This window comes from Cupriavidus necator A5-1, assembly GCF_000744095.1.
Taxonomy (GTDB): Bacteria; Pseudomonadota; Gammaproteobacteria; order Burkholderiales; family Burkholderiaceae; genus Cupriavidus; species Cupriavidus necator_A.
Window position 1 is genome coordinate 3780209 of sequence record NZ_JQLI01000001.1, and the last position, 19575, is coordinate 3799783.

The 19575-nt window shown below is 68.3% G+C and carries 15 protein-coding genes and 1 pseudogene; 10 read left to right on the top strand and 6 right to left on the bottom strand.

Going from position 1 to position 19575, the window contains the following annotated elements; genetic code table 11:
* Positions 1 to 78: 78 nt before the first annotated feature.
* The 3 genes from mdtD to K307_RS16820 all read right to left on the bottom strand — a co-directional run bounded on the left by mdtD (position 79) and on the right by K307_RS16820 (position 3328).
* Positions 79 to 1503 carry a multidrug transporter subunit MdtD gene (gene mdtD / locus K307_RS16810; RefSeq protein WP_042879771.1) on the bottom strand — a complete coding sequence of 475 codons (1425 nt, stop codon included), beginning with the start codon at positions 1501 to 1503 and terminating at the stop codon, positions 79 to 81.
* Positions 1504 to 1631: 128 nt separating this feature from the next.
* Complete coding sequence (locus K307_RS16815) at positions 1632 to 2726, bottom strand: metal-dependent hydrolase (RefSeq protein ID WP_042879772.1); 1095 nt, start codon at positions 2724 to 2726, stop codon at positions 1632 to 1634.
* A complete protein-coding gene (locus K307_RS16820) occupies positions 2702 to 3328 on the bottom strand; it encodes a TetR/AcrR family transcriptional regulator (protein WP_042879774.1) in 627 nt (208 codons plus the stop codon). The genes K307_RS16815 and K307_RS16820 overlap by 25 nt, the downstream gene beginning before the upstream one ends.
* Before the next feature lie 281 nt (positions 3329 to 3609).
* On the opposite strand from K307_RS16820, the gene K307_RS16825 reads away from it, so the two are divergent.
* From K307_RS16825 to K307_RS16835, 3 genes are read left to right on the top strand one after another with little or no spacing between them, the layout of a single operon-like run.
* Positions 3610 to 6456, top strand: a complete 2847-nt coding sequence (locus K307_RS16825) for an AMP-binding protein (protein ID WP_042879776.1) — start codon at positions 3610 to 3612, stop codon at positions 6454 to 6456.
* Positions 6457 to 6515: 59 nt separating this feature from the next.
* Positions 6516 to 7535 (top strand): TerC family protein, encoded by a 1020-nt coding sequence (locus K307_RS16830; RefSeq protein WP_042879778.1) that lies wholly within the window; start codon positions 6516 to 6518, stop codon positions 7533 to 7535.
* 11 nt (positions 7536 to 7546) lie between these two features.
* Positions 7547 to 7972 (top strand): universal stress protein, encoded by a 426-nt coding sequence (locus K307_RS16835; RefSeq protein ID WP_042879781.1) that lies wholly within the window; start codon positions 7547 to 7549, stop codon positions 7970 to 7972.
* A 7-nt stretch (positions 7973 to 7979) separates the two neighbouring features.
* On the opposite strand, the gene K307_RS16840 is transcribed toward K307_RS16835, so the two are convergent.
* Positions 7980 to 10166: a TonB-dependent receptor family protein gene (locus K307_RS16840; protein WP_042879783.1), complete on the bottom strand. Its 2187-nt coding sequence runs from the start codon at positions 10164 to 10166 to the stop codon at positions 7980 to 7982.
* A 304-nt stretch (positions 10167 to 10470) separates the two neighbouring features.
* Here K307_RS16840 and K307_RS16845 point away from each other — a divergent pair, with 304 nt between their 5' ends.
* The 4 genes and pseudogenes from K307_RS16845 to K307_RS16855 all read left to right on the top strand — a co-directional run bounded on the left by K307_RS16845 (position 10471) and on the right by K307_RS16855 (position 13993).
* Positions 10471 to 11094 carry a flavodoxin family protein gene (locus tag K307_RS16845; protein ID WP_042879785.1) on the top strand — a complete coding sequence of 208 codons (624 nt, stop codon included), beginning with the start codon at positions 10471 to 10473 and terminating at the stop codon, positions 11092 to 11094.
* A gap of 283 nt (positions 11095 to 11377) precedes the next feature.
* A pseudogene (locus K307_RS16850) lies at positions 11378 to 13102 on the top strand (ribonucleoside triphosphate reductase); the annotation flags it as partial.
* Positions 13099 to 13275 carry an anaerobic ribonucleoside-triphosphate reductase gene (nrdD, locus tag K307_RS50375; protein ID WP_155301168.1) on the top strand — a complete coding sequence of 59 codons (177 nt, stop codon included), beginning with the start codon at positions 13099 to 13101 and terminating at the stop codon, positions 13273 to 13275. The pseudogene K307_RS16850 and the gene nrdD, both read left to right, overlap by 4 nt.
* A complete protein-coding gene (locus K307_RS16855) occupies positions 13238 to 13993 on the top strand; it encodes an anaerobic ribonucleoside-triphosphate reductase activating protein (RefSeq protein ID WP_042879787.1) in 756 nt (251 codons plus the stop codon). Before nrdD ends, K307_RS16855 begins: the two co-directional genes overlap by 38 nt.
* Here the strand turns inward: K307_RS16855 and K307_RS16860 are convergent.
* Positions 13978 to 14895 (bottom strand): LysR family transcriptional regulator, encoded by a 918-nt coding sequence (locus K307_RS16860; protein ID WP_042879789.1) that lies wholly within the window; start codon positions 14893 to 14895, stop codon positions 13978 to 13980. The genes K307_RS16855 and K307_RS16860 overlap by 16 nt on opposite strands.
* A gap of 125 nt (positions 14896 to 15020) precedes the next feature.
* Between K307_RS16860 and K307_RS16865 the strand changes: the two genes are divergently transcribed.
* The 3 genes from K307_RS16865 to K307_RS16875 all read left to right on the top strand — a co-directional run bounded on the left by K307_RS16865 (position 15021) and on the right by K307_RS16875 (position 17905).
* Positions 15021 to 15491: a hypothetical protein gene (locus K307_RS16865; RefSeq protein ID WP_042879790.1), complete on the top strand. Its 471-nt coding sequence runs from the start codon at positions 15021 to 15023 to the stop codon at positions 15489 to 15491.
* A 45-nt stretch (positions 15492 to 15536) separates the two neighbouring features.
* Positions 15537 to 16631: an alkene reductase gene (locus K307_RS16870; protein WP_042879792.1), complete on the top strand. Its 1095-nt coding sequence runs from the start codon at positions 15537 to 15539 to the stop codon at positions 16629 to 16631.
* Positions 16632 to 16807: 176 nt separating this feature from the next.
* Positions 16808 to 17905, top strand: a complete 1098-nt coding sequence (locus K307_RS16875; protein WP_042879794.1) for a methyl-accepting chemotaxis protein — start codon at positions 16808 to 16810, stop codon at positions 17903 to 17905.
* Positions 17906 to 18050: 145 nt separating this feature from the next.
* On the opposite strand, the gene K307_RS16880 is transcribed toward K307_RS16875, so the two are convergent.
* Positions 18051 to 19394, bottom strand: coding sequence for an aspartate aminotransferase family protein (locus tag K307_RS16880; protein WP_042879796.1), 1344 nt, complete (start codon positions 19392 to 19394; stop codon positions 18051 to 18053).
* Positions 19395 to 19575 lie beyond the last annotated feature (181 nt).

A 19575-nucleotide genomic window follows, 5' to 3' on the forward strand; every position in this document is an offset into this window, starting at 1 on the left:
ACAACGCGCCGGCGGCGCTGAGCCGGCGGGGTGGGCCTGTGACATGAGCGGCCCGGTACCGCAGCTCACACCTCCGGCTCACACCTCCTTCTCGCCGGCCTGCACCGCCAATGCCGGCGCCGCCTCCTGCGCGCCGAGCTGCATGAAGATCCACGCCGACGCGCAGGTGATCAGCCCCATGCAGATGAAGGTGGCGTGGAATGCCGGCAGCACCGCGGCCGCCTCGCCGCCGAACCGGTGCTGGAAGGTCGCCAGCAGCGCCCCCGCGGTCGTCACCGCCAGGCTCATCGACAGCATCTGTACCATCGACAGCATGCTGTTGCCGCTGCTCGCGCCCGCGCCGCTCAGGTCCTTCAGCGTGACCGTGTTCATCGCCGTGAACTGAATCGAATTGACCATGCCGAACATCGCCAGCAACGGGATCAGCAGCCACAGCGGCAGTTGCGGCGTGATCAGCGCGAACGCCGCCATCACCACCCCGACCGCAAAGGTATTGGTCATCAGCACGCGCCGATAGCCATGGCGCTGAATCAGCCGCGTGGCGAGCCGCTTGGAGGCCATGCCGGCGGCGGTCACGGGCAGCATCATCAGCCCGGCGTTGAACGGCGAATACCCCAGGCTCACCTGCAGCGTCAGCGGGATCAGGAACGGCATCGAGCCGTTGCCGATGCGCGCGAACAGGTTGCCCAGCAGCCCCACGCTGAAGCTGTGGATGCGAAACAGCCGCAGCGCGAACAACGGCTGCTTGCGGCGGTTGGCGTGAAGACCGTACGCGGTCAGCGCGGCCATGCTGGCGATCAGCAGCATCAGCACGGTGGCGTGCTGGAAGCCGAGCCCGGCCAGCCCGTCGAGCGAGAACGACAGCGCCAGCATGGCGACCGCCAGCAGCAGGTAGCCCGCGATGTCGAAGGGCCCGATGCCGGCCAGCCGCGCATTGGGCATGTAGCGCACCGTGGCCAGCGCCCCCAGCACGCCGACCGGTACGTTGATCAGGAAAATCCAGTGCCACGACAGCGCCTGCGTCAGCCACCCGCCCAGCGTCGGCCCGATCAGCGGCCCGATCATGCCGGGGATGGCAACGAAACTCAGCGCCTGCAGGTACTGGTCGCGCGGGAAGGTGCGCAGCACCGACAACCGCCCCACCGGCAGCAGCATCGCCCCGCCCACGCCCTGCACCACGCGCGCGCCCACCAGGAAGTTCAGCGTCGGCGCATACGCGCACAGCAGCGAGCCGGCCACGAACAGCGCGATCGCGGTCTGGAAGATGGTGCGCGTGCCAAAGCGGTCGGCCAGCCAGCCCGACGCCGGGATGATCACCGCCATGGTCAGCGAGTAGGCGATCACCACCGACTGCATCCGCAGCGGGCTCTCGCCCAGGCTGCGTGCCATCGACGGCAGCGCGGTGTTGACGATGGTCGAATCCAGCGTCTGCATGAAGAAGCCGACCGCCACCACCCACAACATGATGCGGCGGGTGCGGTCGTCGGGCTGGGGCGTGGTCATGTTGCGGGCTCCGGTCCGGCCGGGCCCGGTACTCCGGTGCGCGCCGGCCAAAGCCGACACATTAAAGGCCTATCGCGGAACAGGCAAATCCATGCGTCGGCAATCGCAGCGCTGCCGGTGGCGCCATCCTAATCGAGGGGCTGGCGCTGGTCGCGGCTGAAGTAAGCAAGCCGGTGCAGCCGCCATGATGCCTGCGCACTGTCGCGGCAATAGCCATAGCGGAAGATGTCTTCTACCGCGGGCAGGTCATAGCGCAAGTCGGTGAACCAGACGCAGGCGGCCGTTTCACCGATTGGCAGGGACGGCATGGCCGTTATGCCGGACAAGGCCGGATAGACCGCAAATTGCCTGAAATCCGCAAAGTCAGGCCGCAGCCAGAGCTGCGATGCCAGGGCCCGCTCGTCCGGCGCCTCTGGCAGCCGCGACCGCGCCGTCCAGGCCATGCGCCCGGGCGGCACATAGGCCCTGGCCATGGCAGGCAGGCGCCCCAGCGCCTGCCATTGCGGTACCCACGCCGGATGCCCGGCCAGGTTGACGTGGGCGACGCGGTAATCCATGTCCACGCGGGCGATCAGTTTCCAGTTGAACGGAGAATACGGCTGGGGCAGCGCGTCCACTCCCTGCGCCTGGATGCCGGCGGCGCGCAACGATTCGTTGCCCAGTTCCAGCGCCCGTTGCTTGAGCACTGCCTGGACGCCGACATAGGCGCAGAGCAGCGCCATGCCCGCCAGTGCTGCCCGGCTGCGCCACTGCGGCGCCAGGAACAGTGCCAGGGCCAGGCCGGACACGACGATGCCGCTCAGCAGCGGATCGACTAGGAAGCTGGTGCCAAGGTTGAAGCGCCGTTCGGAGCCGGGATAGAAGATGCGGGTGCCATAAACCGTGATCAGGTCCAGCGCGATATGGCTGGCCACCCCAAGGCAACTGATGGCCAGCGCCTCTCGCCAGGCCTCGCGCCGGCGCGCCACCAGGCAGAACAGGCCGGCAAGCAACGCTCCCCAGGCAGGAAGCAGCAGCAGCGAATGGGTCGGCCCCTGGTGCCACTGCGCCAGGAAGCGCAGCGGATGGACCAGGAAGCCCAGGAAGTCGATATCCGGAAAGGCCCCGGCGACAGCGCCCAGCAGCAGGCGTTCGCGTGTGCTTAGCCGCTTGCCCGGGACCTCGGCCGTGGGGATGGCGAGCGCGGCCTGCGCCCCCATCAAGGCATGGGTGATCGTGTCCATCCGGACCGGGCCGGTGCCTTGTCGACCGGGCGGCGCAAGGCGAGGCGCTCGGCGCAGCGCAGTTGCCGTTCGAGCCAGGCTTGCGTGCGGCCGGCATCCGGCGAACCGTCGCGCAGCCAGAAGCCGAAGGTGGAGAGAAAGATGCCGGTCAGCACGACCTCTTCCATTTCACGGCGCCAGCCGGATTCGGGCAGGCGGGCGGATTCCCGGATCCACTGCACGGTGCTGCTGATATGCAGCAGGCCCTGCACCTGCAGATGCAGGTGCTCCGGCTGCAGCTTGTAGCGCAGCATCTGGGCGGTGAGCTGCCGGTGCGGGGCCAGCGCTTCGAGCCAGGCGAGGATGGCCTGCTCCAGGCGCTCGCGGCAGGACAGGGCGGCCCAGCCTTCGCGCGCGGCGATGCGCACGAGCGCACGATCGGCCCGTTCGAACCAGGCCTCGGCCAGGTCGTCCTTGGTCCGGTAGTGCCGATGGATCTCGTCCAGGCCGATTCCCATGTCGTCGGCGATGTCGTAAAGGTGCAGCGCGTCCCAGCCGCTGCGCTCGCCGAGCATCAGGGCGACCTCCAGGATCCGTCCGGCCAGGGCTGCATCGTCGTTCATGGCGTTGCCATCCTCGGGAATGCGTCTGCGCTCTCCCTTCCAGCATAGAAAGGCAGCCCGGGCGCGAGCGCCGATTTCTGCGCCAGGTGCACGATGCAGCAACTTCGGATCGGTGTGCAGTGCGGGGCTTGCCGGCCTGTGCCCGGCTCGGCACCTGCCTCGACAATTTCCGCACGCCGCCTATCTTAAGGGTGTCAGTCCAGGCGCCATCCGGACAGGCCGCCGTGCCAGCCAGCACCCGGCGGCGGCCGCCGTTTCGCGTGGACAGAGGCCATACGCGCATGAAAGAGGATTCCTCCCCGAGGCAGAACTACGAGGATGCCCTGCTCGGCATCGTGAGGGAGATGTCTTCGGCAATGCGCCCGCCATCCGAGGCCGAGGTAGCGGTTTCGCTGGACAGCACCCTCGAAGGCGAACTGGGATTCGACAGCCTGACGCGTGCCGAGCTGCTGACCCGACTCGAGCAGCGCTTCAGCGTCAGCCTGCCGGAGCAGGTGCTGGCCCAGGCCGACACCCCGCGCGCCCTGCTGCGTGCCTTGCTCGCCGCCAAGGACCTGCCGCCAGGCGCGAGCGGCGCACACCTGCGGCAAGCCCGCCCTGCCCCGGCGGCACAGGCGCCCGACGCCGCCGCCACTTTGCCGGACGTGCTGCGCTGGCACTTGCGCAGCCACCCGGACCGCACCCACATCATCCTGCAGGACGGCAACGGCGAAGACACGCAGATCAGCTTTGCGCAGCTGCACCGCGGCGCCGCGGCCATTGCCGCCGGGCTGGTCGCCCGCGGCGTGCGGGCGGGCACGACCGTGGCCATCATGCTGCCCACCAGCCCCGAGTACTTCTACAGCTTCTGCGGCATCCTGCTGGCGGGCGGGATTCCGGTGCCCCTCTACCCGCCGGCGCGGCTGGCGCAGATCGGCGACCACCTGCAACGCCACGCCGGCATCCTGGCCAACGCGCAGGCACCGATCCTGATCACGGTAGCCCAGGCCCGGCCGCTGGCCGCCCTGCTCAAGGCCGGCACGGGAACGCTGCAAAGCGTGCTGACGCCGCAGGAGCTGGAGGACAGCGCCGGCGCCCCGGTCCATCCGATGCTGCGCCCGCACGACATCGCCCTGCTGCAATACACCTCGGGCAGCACCGGCTCGCCCAAGGGGGTCGTGCTCAGCCATGCCAACCTGCTGGTCAACCTTCGCGCCATGGGCAAGACCCTGGCCGTGGGCGCGCAGGACGTCTTCGTCAGCTGGCTGCCGCTCTATCACGACATGGGCCTGATCGGCGCCTGGCTGGGCAGCCTGTACTACGCATACCCGCTGGTGGTGATGTCGCCGCTTGCCTTCCTGGCGCGGCCCGAGCGCTGGCTCTGGGCGATCCACAAGTACCGCGGCACGCTCTCGGGCGGGCCCAACTTTGCCTACGAGCTGTGCCTGCGCAAGCTGGCCAATACGGACCTGGCCGGGCTGGACCTTTCCAGCTGGCGCTTCGCCTTCAATGGCGCGGAGCCGGTGAGCCTGCAGACCATGCGCGCCTTCATGGAGCGCTTTGCCCGCTACGGCTTGCGCCCGCAGGCCGCCGCGCCGGTGTACGGCCTGGCTGAGGCTTCGCTGGGCCTGACCTTTCCGCCGCTGGGCCGCGGGCTGGCGGCCGACCGCATCGACCGCGCCGAATTCACGCGCACTGCCGTGGCCGTGCCCGCAGGCGAGCGCGAAACCCCTGGCGAGCGCGAGACCCTGGAATTCCCGTCCTGCGGCCGGCCGCTGTCCGGCCACGAAATCCGCATCGTCGACGCCACCGGGCGCGAACTGGCCGAGCGGCATGAGGGATTGCTGCAGTTCCGCGGCCCTTCGGCCACCAGCGGCTATTTCCGCAATCCCGTGCAGACCCGCCAGTTGTTCGACCGCGGCTGGCTGAACACCGGGGACTATGCCTATATCGCCGCCGATGAGGTCTTTATCACCGGGCGTGCCAAGGAAACGATCGTGCGCGGCGGCCGCAATATCTATCCGTACGAACTGGAGCAGGCCGTCGGCGCCATCCCGGGCATACGCAAGGGCTGCGTGGCCGTGTTCGGCAGTCCCGATCCGGATAGCGGCACCGAACGCATCGTGGTGATGGCAGAAACCGCCGAGAAGGATGTGCAGGCACGCCGCGCGCTGCACCGGCAGGCGCTGAAGACCGCCCTCGACGTGCTGGGCATGCCGCCCGACCATATCGCCCTGGTGCCGCCGCACAGCATCCTGAAGACGTCGAGCGGCAAGATCCGGCGCGCCGCCTGCCGCGAGCGCTTCGAGCACGGACGCCCCGGCCGCGGCATGGAAGCGCCCTGGCTGCAGATCGCGCGCTTTGGCTGGCGGGCGCTGCGGCCGGAACTGCGGCGCGGCCGGCAGACCGCCGCGGGCCTGTCATACGCCCTCTACACCTGGCTCCTGTTCGCAGCGCTGGCGCCGGCGACCTGGCTGGCATCGGTTGCGCTGCACCGGCCGACTCTGGGCTGGGCGCTCAGCCACCACGCCGCCCGGCTTTTTCTCAGGCTGGGCGCGGTACCCTGGTTCGTGCAAGGGCTTGAGCACCTGCCGCGCGACCGGCCCTGCATCCTGGTCTCGAACCACGCCAGCTACCTGGACGGCATCGTGCTGGTGGCGGCGCTGCCCACGCCGGTCTGCATGGTCGCCAAGCGCGAGCTGCAGAGCCAGCGTATTCCCGGCGCCTACCTAGCCAGCATCGGCGCCGATTTCATCGATCGCTTCGACACCGTGCGCGAGCACGAGGACGTCGAGCGCGTGGTGGCGGCGGTGCGTGCCGGGCATTCGGCGCTGTTCTTCCCCGAAGGCACCTTCGGGCGCGCACCGGGGCTGCAGGCCTTCCGCTCGGGCGCTTTCCTGGCGGCAGCGCGGGCCGGCGCGCCGGTGGTGCCCATCGCCATCCGCGGCACCCGCTCGGTGCTGCGCGACGGCCAGTGGCTGCCGCGCCGGGGGCCGATCGGCGTGGTCATCGGCAGCCCGCTCTGGCCGGACGGTGAAGACTGGCCGGCCGCCATGCGCCTGCGCAACACCGCTCGCGCCGAAATCCTGCATTACTGCGGCGAACCGGATGCGCGGCGCATGACGCACCGGGATGCGAGGCGGGCCTAGGGTCCCGCGCCGCGAGGAACTTGCCATGACATCTGCTGACGGAGCAGGACACTAGCGGCATGGATACCTTTGCCACCGCGCCGATGTGGGCCGGCTTCCTGATCCTGGTGCTGGGGACGCTGCTCGTGGACGTGTTCGTCCTGGGTGGCCGGCACGCGCACCGTGTGTCGACGCGCGAAGCGCTGGGCTGGACCCTGACCTGGTCGACCCTGGCCGTGCTCTTCGGCATCGCACTGTGGTGGCTGCTGGCCGAGAGCGCCGGACGCGAGACCGCGGACCGCAAGGTGCTGGAGTTCTATACCGGCTACCTGATCGAGCTGTCGCTGTCGGTCGACAATATGTTCGTGTTCGCGATGATCTTCGGCTATTTCGCGGTGCCGCCGGAGTTGCAGCGCAGGGTGCTGCTGTTCGGCGTGGTCGGCGCGATCGTGATGCGCGCTGTCATGATCCTGGTCGGCGTGTGGCTGATCAGCGAGTTCTCGTGGATCCTCTATGTGTTCGGCATGTTCCTGCTGTTCACGGGCATCAAGATGCTGTTCGTCTCCAGGCGTGCCCCGGATCTCTCGCGCAATCCCATCGTTCGCTTCCTGTGCGCGCATATGCGGATCACGCCGGATTATCACGGCGAGCGCTTCTTCTTGCGCATGGACGGCCTGCGCTACGCGACGCCGATGTTCCTGGTGGTGCTGCTGGTCGAGGCGACCGACCTGGTGTTCGCCGTCGACAGTATCCCGGCCATCTTCGCCGTCACCACCGACCCCTTCATCGTCTTTACCTCGAACATTTTCGCCATCATGGGGCTGCGGGCCCTGTATTTCCTGCTGGCCAATCTGGCGCAGCATTTCCACTACCTGAAGTACGGCGTGGCAATCGTGCTCGCCTTCATCGGCGCCAAGATGCTGGCTGAGCCGTGGTTCCATGTGCCGGTGCACTGGTCTCTCGGCGCCGTCGCCATGACGTTGCTCGTGTCCGTCCTGATCAGCCGGGCCAAGGCCAGGCGGACGCTTGCGCACGCCGGGGACGAGTTGGGCGGCCACTGCGCGTCGCGCGAGCGCAGGGCCGGGAACCGGCGCACATAAGGAGCGATTCCATGAACAAGATCCTGCTTGCGACCGACGGGTCGGCCTTTAGCGATGCGGCCGCCCGCTACCTGATCCAGAGTCCCCTGCTCACCCGCGATTTCGTGGTGCACGTGGTGCACTGCGAACCGGATGTGCCTGGCGACATCAAGGCCTTCATCGACCGGGCTAACCTTGAGGCCTGGCATCGCGAACAGAACGACAAGGCGATGAAGTCTGTGGCCGGCATCCTGGGCGAAGCCGGTATCGCCTTCGAGTGCCACGGCTTCACAGGCTTCGCGCCGACCCGCATCGTCGAGTATGCGGGCACCATCGGCGCCAACCTGATCGTGATGGGTTCGCACGGCCGCGGCGGTTTCCTGGATGCCATCGTCGGCTCGGTGGCCAGGCGAGTCCTTGCCCACGCGCACTGCCCGGTGCTGCTGGTCAAGAGCTAGGCGCGGCTCAGAGGGCGGCGCGCAGGCCCACAAAGAAGCGCCGCCCGGGCGCGGGCTCGAAATACCGCCCGTTGGCCTCGTTGACGATCACCGAGCCGATGTAGCGCCGGTCGGTGATGTTGTCGATGCGGCCGAAGACGTAAAGCCGCGTTGGCCCGATGCGGAGTTCATAGCCCGCGCGCAGGTTGAACACGGCGTAGCCGGGCGCGGCCTGCGTGTTGAGGTCGTCGGCATAGACACGGCTGTCGACACGCATCTCTGCGCCCAGCGTCAGCGGCGCCAGCGGCCGCCATGACAGGTCTGCGCTCAGGCTGTGGCGCGCGGTGCCGGGCAGGCGGTTGCCGGCAGCCACGGTCTGGCCCTGCGCGTTGACGAAGCTGTCGCCGAAGTAGGCGTCGAGCCAGGTATAGGCGAGACCCGCCTCGATGCGGCTGCCCCCGCCCTGCCCCGGTGTCCCCACCTGCCCGAGAAAGCCGCCGCGCCAGCCCAGTTCGAATCCGCGCCGCTGCACGCCGCTGACGTTCTGGTAGACGGTGCGGCCGGCATTGTTGGAAAGTGGCACGACTTCGTCATGGCTGCTGGCATCGAAAAACGCCGCCTCCAGCCGTTGCCCCGCCGCCTGCCACTTGATGCCGATCTCGCCCTGGCGGCTGGTGGAGGCCTGCAGGCCGAGGTTGCTGCCGACACCGCTGGGGCCATAGGCGACCTCGGTCAGCGTCGGCGTTTCGAAGCCGCGCCCGAGGTTGGCGTAGACATTGAGCGAGTCCAGCGCGTGCCACACCAGTCCGAGCACCGGGCTGACGTTGCTGTAGGTCGAACTGCCGCTGTCGTTGGGGCTGGCCGCGGTGATGAAATGGTCGTCGATGCCCAGCCGCACCCGGCTGGCGCGCACGCCGCCCACCAGTTGCCACGCCGGATGGAAGGTCCAGTCGAATTGCGCGAAGGCGCCGAGGTCGGTCGCGGTATTGGTTTCATCGCGGCGCAACGCGCCCTGCGTGCCGTCCTGGTTGACGTAGCCGTTGCGGCCGTCGCGCATGCCGTTGGCTTCCAGGCCCGCGCTCCACAGCAGCGGCAGGCCATTGGCGGTGGTGCGACGGCTCCATGACAGCGCGGCGCCGCCGTAGGTGCGGTCGAGGTCGACGATGCCGCCGGCCGAGTTCGGCGCTGCGCCGCTGAAGCCCAGCCGCTGGTACAGGTTGCGCGTGCCGCCGTAGAGGCGCGCGGACAGGCTGTCGGCCTCGGTGAGCTGGTGGTCTACCACCACGCCGGCCTGGGCCTGCTCGACGTTCTTGCCGCTGTCGAACTGGGTCGCGGCGGGCACCGCCTGGCGCGGGTTGGCATCGGCTTGCGCGCGCGTCAGGCCGAGCGGGTCCTGCGCCAGCGGCTGGTTGAAGTAGTTGAACTGGCCGGTCACGCGCGTGCCGCTGGCCGGCTGCGCCACGACCTTGGCGTTGAGTTGGTACCGGCGCGCCGCGCTGTGGTCGCGGTAGCCGTCGGTCTGGTAAGTCCAGGCATCGAGCGTGCCGCCGAGCCGCTCATTGCCGCCGGCGAGCGCCACGCCGGCCTGCCACTGGCCGTCGGAGCCAAAGCCCGTTGACGCGCGGCCGGTGAAGCCATCCTTGGGAGGATCGGGCGTGAACACATGCACCACGCCGCCCGAGGCATTGCCGTACATCTGCGCGAACGGACCGCGCAGCACCTCCACCCGGCTGGCGTTGGCGAGATCCGCCGTGGAAGCCTGGCCCTGCCCGTCGGGCATGGTGGCGGGAATGCCGTCGACATACAGCCGTACGCCACGCACCCCAAAGGTCGAGCGCGTGCCGAAGCCGCGCACCGCCAGCTGCAGGTCCTGCGAGTAGTTCTGCCGGTTGCGCACCGCCACACCTGGCACGCCGGCCAGCACCTCGGACAGGTTGACCAGCGGCGTGGCGCTGCGCAGCGGATCGACTGGCACGCTGTCGACCGCGGCCGGCGCATCGAAACGGCGTTGCTCGCTGCGGGTGGCGCTGACCACCACATCGGGCAGGGTCTCGGCGGTGGCGACGGCCGCTTCCGTACCAGGCGCATCCGCGGCATGCGCGCCCGCGCCGGCCAGCGCCAGCACGGCGAGTGCCAGCGCGTGCCGGGCAGGGATCGGAATAAGGAGACGGTGGCCCTGCCTGACCGCCAATCGCTGCGTGCCGCCTGGTCTCATGGGTGTCGGAAGCGGTTGCGGGGCATCTTTGGGGTGCCGGCCACAGGTGGATGTGTCGCAACTTTATCGTGTCCGGACTGCCATTGCCACGTGCGGCGTTGCGGGAAAACCCGCGGGCGGGGCGATGCCATCACCGGGCTCCGCGATGTTCAAAAAAATTCAATAAATGGTTGCAGGAATGTCCACGCAACAGCGCCATCCGCTCCCTACACTGCTTTCACCACCCGCTGCAACCGCACCACTCCATCACGCAGCTGCAGCATAAGCGTATTCAGATTTTCGAAACCATCAGGGACCCGACACCATGACCACCACCCAACTCACCCGCGTCGCCATCGTCTACCACAGCGGCTATGGCCATACCGCCAAACAAGCCCAGGCGGTCTCGCGCGGCGCCGGAAGCGTCGCAGGCGCCGAAAGCCTGCTGATCCCGGTGGAAGACATCGACCAGCACTGGGATACACTGGAACAGGTCGACGCCATCATCTTCGGCGCACCGACCTACATGGGCAGCGCCTCGGCGCAGTTCAAGGGATTCATGGACGCCACCTCGCGCAATGTCTTTGCCAAGGGTGGCAAGTGGGCCAACAAGGTGGCAGCGGGTTTCACCAACGCGGCCTCGCGTTCGGGCGACAAGCTGGCCACGCTGCAGCAGATGGCGATCTTCGCCGCGCAGCACGGCATGCACTGGGTCAACCTGGGCCTGCCCCCGGGCCACAACAACTCCAAGTCGACCGAAGACACGCTGAACCGCCATGGCTTCTTCCTGGGCGCCGCCGCGCAATCCAACGCGGATGAAAGCGCCGAGGTGGTGCCGCCGCTGGCCGACCTGCGTACCGCCGAGCACCTCGGCGCACGCGTGGCGGAAGTCGCGCAGCAACTGGCCGCCGGCCGCCGCGCGCTGGCGACGCTGAAGCAAGCCGCCTGAGCGCCGGCAGCGTTGTTTGAAGCGATCGGCCCCCATCGGGGGCCGATTGTCATTCCGGGGCCCGCCCCATCCAACGTTCCCCGGCTGCCGGCATGGATTTGCCCGCGCGCAAGTCCGGCCCTCGCGCAAACCCTCCCGCCACGCCCGCTTGACGGCCATCAAGCGGCAGGCAAACCCCGGACGCCGATCGCTCACCACCACTATATCTAGTGCTAACCTGCCACGCACACACTAGATAGAGGTAACCATGAGCGATCTTCAGCAGCCCGGCAAGGGCGACCAGGTAGACGTCGGCAACGCCATGGAGGAATACCTGGCCCGGCGCGACTGGCGCGTGCGCGCCAATGCCAACCAGGGCTACAGCCTGGGCGGGCTGATCCTGAACGTCGCGGGCAAGGTCACGGCCAATTACTGGCTCTCGCATATCTTCAGCCCGGAGGCGGCGTGTGCGCATCGCGACGGCGACCTGCATATCCACGACCTCGACATGCTGTCCGGCTACTGCGCCGGCTGGTCGCTGCGCCAGTTGCTGACGGAGGGCTTCAACGGCGTGCCGGGCAAGGTCGAGGCCAACCCGCCGAAGCATATGTCGGCCGCGGTCGGCCAGATTGTCAACTTCCTCGGCACGCTGCAGAACGAATGGGCGGGCGCGCAGGCCTTCTCCAGCTTCGATACCTATATGGCGCCGTTCGTGCGCCGCGACCGCATGGACTATCGCGCGGTGCGGCAGGCCATGCAGGAGCTGGTTTTCAACCTGAACGTGCCGAGCCGCTGGGGCACGCAGACGCCGTTCACCAATCTCACCTTCGACTGGACCTGCCCGCAGGACCTGGCCGGCCAGGTGCCGTATATCGCCGGCGAAGAGATGCCGTTCACCTATGGCGACCTCCAGCCCGAGATAGACATGATCAACCGCGCCTACATCGAAGTGATGATGCAAGGCGACGCGCGCGGCCGGGCCTTCACCTTCCCGATTCCGACCTACAACATCACGCCGCACTTCGACTGGGACCATCCCAACGCCGAACCGCTGTTCGAGATGACTGCGCGCTACGGGCTCCCCTACTTCCAGAACTTCATCAATTCCGACCTGGAGCCGCATATGGTCCGCTCCATGTGCTGCCGCCTGCAACTGGACCTGCGCGAGCTGCTCAAGCGCGGCAACGGCCTGTTCGGCTCGGCCGAGCAGACCGGCTCGGTGGGCGTGGTCACCGTCAATTGCGCGCGGCTGGGCTACCTGCACGCCGGCGACGAGGCCGGGCTGCTGCAAGCGCTCGACCGCCTGCTCGCACTGGGCCGCGACGTGCTCGAGGAAAAGCGCCGCGTGGTGCAGCACTACATCGACGAGGGGCTCTACCCCTACACGCGGCGCTACCTGGGCACGCTGCGCAATCACTTCAGCACGCTGGGCGTGAACGGCATCAACGAGATGATCCGCAACTTCTCCGGCGACGCGGACGACATCACCTCGCCGCGCGGCCATGCGATGGCGATCCGGCTGCTGGACCACGTGCGCGCGCGCATCACCGCCTTCCAGGAAGACACCGGCCACCTCTACAACCTGGAAGCGACACCGGCGGAAGGCACCACCTACCGCTTCGCGCGCGAGGACCGCAAGCGCTGGCCCGACATCCTGCAGGCCGGCACGCCGGAGCAGCCGTACTACACCAATTCCAGCCAGTTGCCGGTGGGCTATACGGACGACCCGTTCACCGCGCTGGCGATGCAGGAACCGCTGCAGGGCAAGTACACCGGCGGCACCGTGCTGCACCTGTACATGAACGAGGCCATCTCCAGCGCGCAGGCCTGCAAGGCACTGGTGCAGCGGTCGCTGTCGCGCTTTCGCGTGCCGTATATCACCGTCACGCCGACCTTCTCGATCTGCCCGACGCACGGTTACCTGAGCGGGCACCACGAGTTCTGTCCCAAATGCGATGCCGACCTGCTGGCACGCAATCATGCCGCGGCCGGCGCGCCGCAAACCCATCTTGAAAAGGAGCTCACATGAACACAGACCTGCACCAACCGGCTGCTACGCCCGTCCTCGATCCCGCATTGCGCACGCGCTGCGAAGTCTGGACCCGGGTGATGGGCTACCACCGGCCGGTCTCCTCCTTCAACACCGGCAAGCAGGGCGAGTTCCATGAGCGGCGCTTCTTTACCGAATCCCCGACCCATTGACGGACCGCACGCCTGCGCCGCCCCGCCTGCGGCGGCGCAGGCGCTGCGCGGCGGGCCGGCGCTGGCGGGGCTGGTACCGTTTTCCAGCGTCGACTGGCCGGGCAAGCTGGCGGCGGTGCTGTTTATCGCCGGCTGCCCGTGGCGCTGTGGCTATTGCCACAACACCCACCTGCAGCGGCGCCATGCGGCCTACGCCTGGCCGGCCGTGACCGACTGGCTTGCGACCCGCGCCGGGCTGCTGGACGGCGTGGTGTTCTCCGGCGGCGAGCCGCTCAGTGAAGCGCAACTGCCGGCGCTCGTGAACACCGTGAAAGCGCTCGGCTTCAAGGTCGCCTTGCACACCGCGGGCATCTACCCGGACCGGCTGGCGGCAGTCTTGCCTGCGCTGGACTGGGTCGGGCTCGACATCAAGGCCGACGCCGACACCCATGACGCGCTGGTGGGCCGGCCCGGCGGCTACCAAAGCGTGCAGGCAAGCCTTGCGCTGCTGCTACGCGCGTCCTGTCCGTTTGAATGCCGCACGACCTGGGATCCGGCCTGCCTCAGCGAAGCCCGCCTGATGACGCTGGCGCGCACGCTTGCGGAGCAAGGCGTGCGGCACTATGCCGTGCAGGCTTGCCGCTTGGGCACGGTGGCAGTGCCGGGCGCGAATCTCAGCGCACCAGCAAGGGACGCGCTGGCGTCGTGGTTCGAGACGTTTGACTATCGCGAAGGCTGAAGCGCGGCCAGCGCCGCCGTCCGCTCCGCGACGAAATCCCGCAGCGCGCGCAGCAGCGGCGTCAGCTGGCGCCGCCCCGGCACCACCATGTACAGCGGCGAGGCCTCGGTGCCCCAGTCCGCGCACAACGCCCGCAGCCGCCCTTCGGCCAGGTCCTCGGCCACGTCGAAGTAAGCCTTGTAGGCAATGCCCTTGCCAAGCAGCGCCCATCGGCGCACCACATCGCCGTCGTTGGAGACATTGAAGGGCCTGACGCGCACCGTCACCGGCTCGGCCCCGTCGCGCGAGAAGCGCCAGCGGTCGTGGACTTCGTCGCCGAACATGTAGCACAGGCAGTTGTGCTCCGACAGCGCCTGCGGGGTCTCGGGGATGCCGTGCTGCGCCAGATAGCTCGGGGCTACGCACAGCACGCGGCAATTGTCCGGCGCCACCGGCAGCGCCACCAGGTTGGAGTCGGGCGGCTTGCCGTAGCGGAAGGCGACGTCGACCGGCTCGCTGTAGATATTGGCCAGGCGGTCCGACAGGTGCAGCCGGATTTCCACCTGGGGGTGCAGCGCCTGGAAGGCATCGAGCCACGGCAGCAGCAGGTTGCGGCCAAAGTCCGAGGTTGCCGACAGCTTCAGCGCGCCGCGAAATTCCTGCACGCCCGTGGCCAGTTGCTGGCCGACCTGTTGCAGCGCTTCCAGCGCCGGGCGGCCCTGCGCCAGCAGCAGTTCGCCCTGCTGGGTGAGCCGCATGGTGCGCGTGGAGCGCACAAACAGCGGCACGCCCAGCTCTGCCTCCAGCCGCTTGAGCGCGGCGCTGGCGGCGGCGGGGGTCAGGTCCAGCGCGCGCGCCGCAGCCGACAGGCTGCCGCTGTCGGCGGTGCGCACGAAGATATCCAGGTCTTGCAGGGCCTTCATTGGTCGAACCTCGGGGTCGGCTTGGATTTTCAAATATTAATTGATACCGGCCGCAAACAGGGCGGGGTTTTTCAAATGGATGGCAGCTGCGACGATGGCGCATCGTCACACAACGCCTGCACGCCATGAACATCGCAACGCCTGTCGCCGAAGCCGACGCACCTGCCTGGCGCTTTGACCACGTCAATGTCTCGGCCGGCGACCGCCATGCGCTGCGCCTGCTATTCGAAGGCGTGATGGACCTGCGCCCGGGCTACCGCCTGCCCTTCCCGTTTCCCGGCCTGTGGCTGTACGCCGGCGAGCAGGCGGCGGTACATGCGGTCGATGACCCCGCCCTGTCGGCACAGGACGGCGCAGTCCGCTTCGGCCATATCGCCTTCCGCAGCGACACGCCGGCGGCGGAAGTGATCGCCCGGCTGCGCGCCAGCGGCCTGCCCTTCCGCATCGCCCGGGTGCCGGCCGACGACACCACGCAGTTCTTCGTCGGGCTGCCCGGCGGCTTCGTGGTCGAGCTGGACGTGCCCCTGGACGCGCACGCCGCTGCCAGCCATCACTACGACAGCACCCAAGCCGCGCCATCCGGCGACGACTTCTGAGTCTTTCCCGGGCAAACCATCCTCCAACCACCAGGAACCGCCACCATGACTTCACGCCTCCTGTTCAACCCCCTTACCCTCGGGCCGCTGGCCCTGCCCAACCGCATGGTGATGGCACCGATGACCCGCTGCCGCACCAGCCAGCCCGGCGACGTGCCCAACGCGCTGATGGCGGCGTACTACGCGCAGCGCGCCAGCGCCGGCCTGATCGTCAGCGAGGCCACCCAGGTCTCGCGCCAGGGCCAGGGCTACAGCTTTACGCCCGGCATCTACAGCGAGGCTCAGGTGCAGGGCTGGCGCGGCGTGACCGACGCCGTGCACCGCGCCGGCGGGCGCATCGTGCTGCAGCTCTGGCACGTGGGCCGCATGTCGCATGGCAGCTTCCACCCTGATGGACTGCCGGTGGCGCCGTCGGCGCTGTCGCCCGATGCGCAGGTCTGGGTCGCCGGCGCGGACGGCGTCGGCCGCATGGTCGATTGCCCCGTGCCGCGCGCGATGACCGAAGCCGATATCCGCGGCGTGATCGAGGACTTCCGCCGCGGCGCCGCCAACGCGATGCGGGCCGGCTTTGACGGCGTGGAAATCCACGGCGCCAATGGCTACCTGGTCGACCAGTTCCTGCGCACCACCTCCAACCACCGCACCGATGCCTACGGCGGCTCGATCGGGAATCGCATCCGCTTTGCCGAGGAAGTGGCCGCCGCGGTGGCGGGCGAAGCCGGCGCGGATCGCACCGGCATGCGCCTGGCGCCCTTTATCACCCAGCGCAACATGAACTGCCCGGAGATCATTCCGACCATCCTGCAACTCGCGCAACGGCTCGACCGGCTGGGCCTGACCTATATCCACCTGTCCGAGGCGGACTGGGATGACGCGCCCCAGATTCCGGAGGACTTCCGCCATGCGCTGCGCCGCGCCTACGGCGGCCGCGTGATCGTGGCCGGCAAGTACGACCAGGCGCGCGGCGAGCGCATCCTGGGCGAGGGCTTGGCTGACCTCGTCGCGTTCGGGCGTCCGTTTATCGCCAACCCTGACCTGCCGGCCCGCTATGCGGCCAACCTGCCGCTGGCGGCGTTCGACAGCCAGAGCCTGTTCGGCGGCAACGAGCGCGGCTACACCGACTACGCGGCGGCCGCCTGACCCGGTGGCACCCCCTCCCAAGGCAGGGTAAGCAAACCCTAAAGGCTTCGCCCGCCGCCGACGTTAAGCAAACGTTGACCAGCGAAAAATCGCGAGACAGGCAGATGGCGCGGGTTAGCGGGAAACGCCGGCGCGGGCGCGCCGGCGCCTGCACTTTAAGGGGGGACGGTAGCAACATGCAGAATTTGGGGATTCGCATACGCCTGGGCGCGGCATTTGGCGCCATGTGGTCGCTGATGGCGATTGGGATTGCGGTGGCATTGCCGCACATGCAGGGCGCCACCGACGCGCGCAACCTGCTGATCTCGCTGGGCGCCGTCGGGCTGGGCCTGGCCGTGGTCGCCACCTGGGGCCTTGCGCGCAGCATCGAGGCGCCGCTGTCCGAGGCGGTCTATATCGCCGAGACCGTGGCCGCCGGCGACCTGAGCCAGGAATTCGAGAGCGAGCGTGGCGGCGAATTCGGCCGGCTGCTGGGCGGGCTGGGCGAGATGGAAGACATGCTCACCGGCCTGGTGACGCGCATCAAGGCCGCCACCGATTCGATCGGCGCGGCCTCGCACCAGATCGCCGCCGGCAACACCGACCTGTCGCAGCGCACCGAGGAACAGGCCGCGTCGCTGCAGCAGACTGCGTCGAGCATGAGCGAGCTGACCGCGATGGTGCGCCAGAACACCGAACGCGCGCGCGCCGCCAACGGCCTGGCCGAGGCCGCATCCGGTATCGCGGCACGCGGCGGCGAGGTGGTCGGCAACGTGGTGCAGACCATGTCGGCGATCAGCGCCAGCTCGCGCAAGGTCACCGACATCATCGAGGTGATCGAGGGCATTGCCTTCCAGACCAATATCCTGGCGCTGAATGCGGCGGTGGAAGCCGCCCGCGCTGGCGAGCAGGGCCGCGGCTTCGCCGTGGTGGCGGGCGAGGTGCGCACGCTGGCGCAACGCAGCGCCGCGGCGGCCAAGGAGATCAAGCAACTGATCGACGCTTCGGTGCAGCAGGTGGACAGCGGTTCGGCGCTGGTGGGCCAGGCGGGCGAGACCATGCACGAGATCGTCCAGTCGGTGGGCCGCGTGACCACGCTGCTGGGCGAGATCACCGCGGCGTCGGAGCAGCAGAGCGCCGGCATCGCGCAGGTCAATGAAGCGGTGGCGCAGATGGACGCCGTGACGCAGCAGAACGCCGCGCTGGTCGAGCAGGCCGCCAGCGCCTCGAGCGCGCTGGCTGGACAGGCCACCGAGCTGCAGCAGGTGGTCGGCGAGTTCAAGCTGGACGCCTGAACGTCGCTGAGCTGAACGGTAAGGGCTGACAACGCCACAACTGAGAGTGTTGTCTCCCCTCTCCCGCAGGCGGGTGAGGGGAGCACACCGACGGCATGGACGCGTTCTCAGCATCCTGAGGACGACGCTTGCCGCCCCTTTGGCCCTACGCCGTAGCAGTCGCCGCCGCCGGCAGCACCGCGTGCACTGCCGCAGCAAAGCGCTCCACGATAGTGTCGATATCCTGCGGCGTGCAGATAAACGGCGGCGCGAACAGCACGTGGTCGCCGTGCACGCCATCCACCGTGCCGCCCATCGGATAGACCAGCAGCCCGTTCTGCATCGCGGCCGACTTCAGCCGCGCATGCGTCTTCAGCGCGGGATCGAGGGTGGCCTTGCTGTCGCGGTCGGCTACGAACTCCACACCGACGAACAAGCCCCGCCCGCGCATATCGCCCAGGTTGGGGTGCTCGCCCAACGCTTCGCGCAGCCGCGCACGCAGTTGTTCGCCACGTGCCTGCACATTGGCCAGCAAGTTGTCTTCAGCAATCGTGCGCTGCACCGCCAGTGCCGCGGCGCATGCCGTGGCATGGCCGATATAGGTATGGCCGTGCTGGAAAAAGCCGCTGCCGCCGACGATGGTGTCGTAGATGCGACGCGTCGACAGCATCGCGCCGATCGGCTGGTAGCCCGCGCCCAGGCCCTTGGCAATGGTGACGATGTCGGGCACCACGCCATCCTCTTCGCATGCGAACAGGTGGCCGGTGCGGCCCATGCCTGACATCACCTCGTCCAGGATCAGCAGCACGCCGTATTTTTCGCAGACGGCGCGGATGCGCTTCAGGTAGTCGCCCACCGGCGGCACCGCGCCGGCGGTCGCGCCCACCACGGTTTCGGCGACGAAGGCGGCCACGGTATCGGGGCCCAGTTCGAGGATCTTCGCTTCCAGCTCATCCGCCAGCCGCTGCGCGTATTGCGCATCGGTCTCGCCGGATTGCTGGTCGCGATAGGCGTAGCACGGCGATACGTGATGCGCCGGCACCAGCAGCGGCAGGAACGGCTCGCGCCGCCACGCATTGCCGCCGATCGCCAGCGCGCCCAGCGTATTGCCGTGATAACTCTGCCGGCGCGCGATAAAGTGGCGGCGGCTGGGCTGCCCCAGCTCGACAAAGTACTGGCGCGCCAACTTCAGCGCCGATTCCACGGCCTCGGAGCCGCCCGAGACGAAGTAGACATGGTCGAGGTCGCCCGGCGCGGCCTGCGCGAGCGTGTCGGCCAGCGTCTCCGACACTTCGGTGGTGAAGAACGAGGTATGCGCGTAGGCGATGGTGTCGAGCTGCGCCTTGATCGCCGCGATCACGCGCGGATGGGCGTGGCCCAGGCACGAGACGGCTGCGCCGCCCGAGGCGTCGAGATAGCGCCGGCCTTCGCTGTCGATCAGTTCGATTCCCTGCCCGGCGACGGCAACGGGCAGCTTCTGGCGCGGATTGCGATGGAATACGTGGGTCATGGTGGCTTGGAGGGCGGTGTCCTCGCAGTATAAGTATGAGTCCGCCAGATGCGCAACGATTGTTTCATGCCCATCTTTCCGCACGCATAGCGCAGTTCACTTAGTGCAATACCTCGCAACCCGGCTCATATTGAACTACGAGAAACGATTGTTTCATCGGCAACCGACCGGCGAGGACTCC

Excerpts from the sequence above, each read along its gene's own strand:
- mdtD (WP_042879771.1), bottom strand. The coding sequence starts at position 1,503 with ATGACCACGCCCCAGCCCGACGACCGCACCCGCCGCATCATGTTGTGG.
- K307_RS16815 (WP_042879772.1), bottom strand. The coding sequence starts at position 2,726 with ATGGACACGATCACCCATGCCTTGATGGGGGCGCAGGCCGCGCTCGCC.
- K307_RS16820 (WP_042879774.1), bottom strand. The coding sequence starts at position 3,328 with ATGAACGACGATGCAGCCCTGGCCGGACGGATCCTGGAGGTCGCCCTG.
- K307_RS16825 (WP_042879776.1), top strand. The coding sequence starts at position 3,610 with ATGAAAGAGGATTCCTCCCCGAGGCAGAACTACGAGGATGCCCTGCTC.
- K307_RS16830 (WP_042879778.1), top strand. The coding sequence starts at position 6,516 with ATGGATACCTTTGCCACCGCGCCGATGTGGGCCGGCTTCCTGATCCTG.
- K307_RS16835 (WP_042879781.1), top strand. The coding sequence starts at position 7,547 with ATGAACAAGATCCTGCTTGCGACCGACGGGTCGGCCTTTAGCGATGCG.
- K307_RS16840 (WP_042879783.1), bottom strand. The coding sequence starts at position 10,166 with ATGAGACCAGGCGGCACGCAGCGATTGGCGGTCAGGCAGGGCCACCGT.
- K307_RS16845 (WP_042879785.1), top strand. The coding sequence starts at position 10,471 with ATGACCACCACCCAACTCACCCGCGTCGCCATCGTCTACCACAGCGGC.
- nrdD (WP_155301168.1), top strand. The coding sequence starts at position 13,099 with ATGAACACAGACCTGCACCAACCGGCTGCTACGCCCGTCCTCGATCCC.
- K307_RS16855 (WP_042879787.1), top strand. The coding sequence starts at position 13,238 with ATGAGCGGCGCTTCTTTACCGAATCCCCGACCCATTGACGGACCGCAC.
- K307_RS16860 (WP_042879789.1), bottom strand. The coding sequence starts at position 14,895 with ATGAAGGCCCTGCAAGACCTGGATATCTTCGTGCGCACCGCCGACAGC.
- K307_RS16865 (WP_042879790.1), top strand. The coding sequence starts at position 15,021 with ATGAACATCGCAACGCCTGTCGCCGAAGCCGACGCACCTGCCTGGCGC.
- K307_RS16870 (WP_042879792.1), top strand. The coding sequence starts at position 15,537 with ATGACTTCACGCCTCCTGTTCAACCCCCTTACCCTCGGGCCGCTGGCC.
- K307_RS16875 (WP_042879794.1), top strand. The coding sequence starts at position 16,808 with ATGCAGAATTTGGGGATTCGCATACGCCTGGGCGCGGCATTTGGCGCC.
- K307_RS16880 (WP_042879796.1), bottom strand. The coding sequence starts at position 19,394 with ATGACCCACGTATTCCATCGCAATCCGCGCCAGAAGCTGCCCGTTGCC.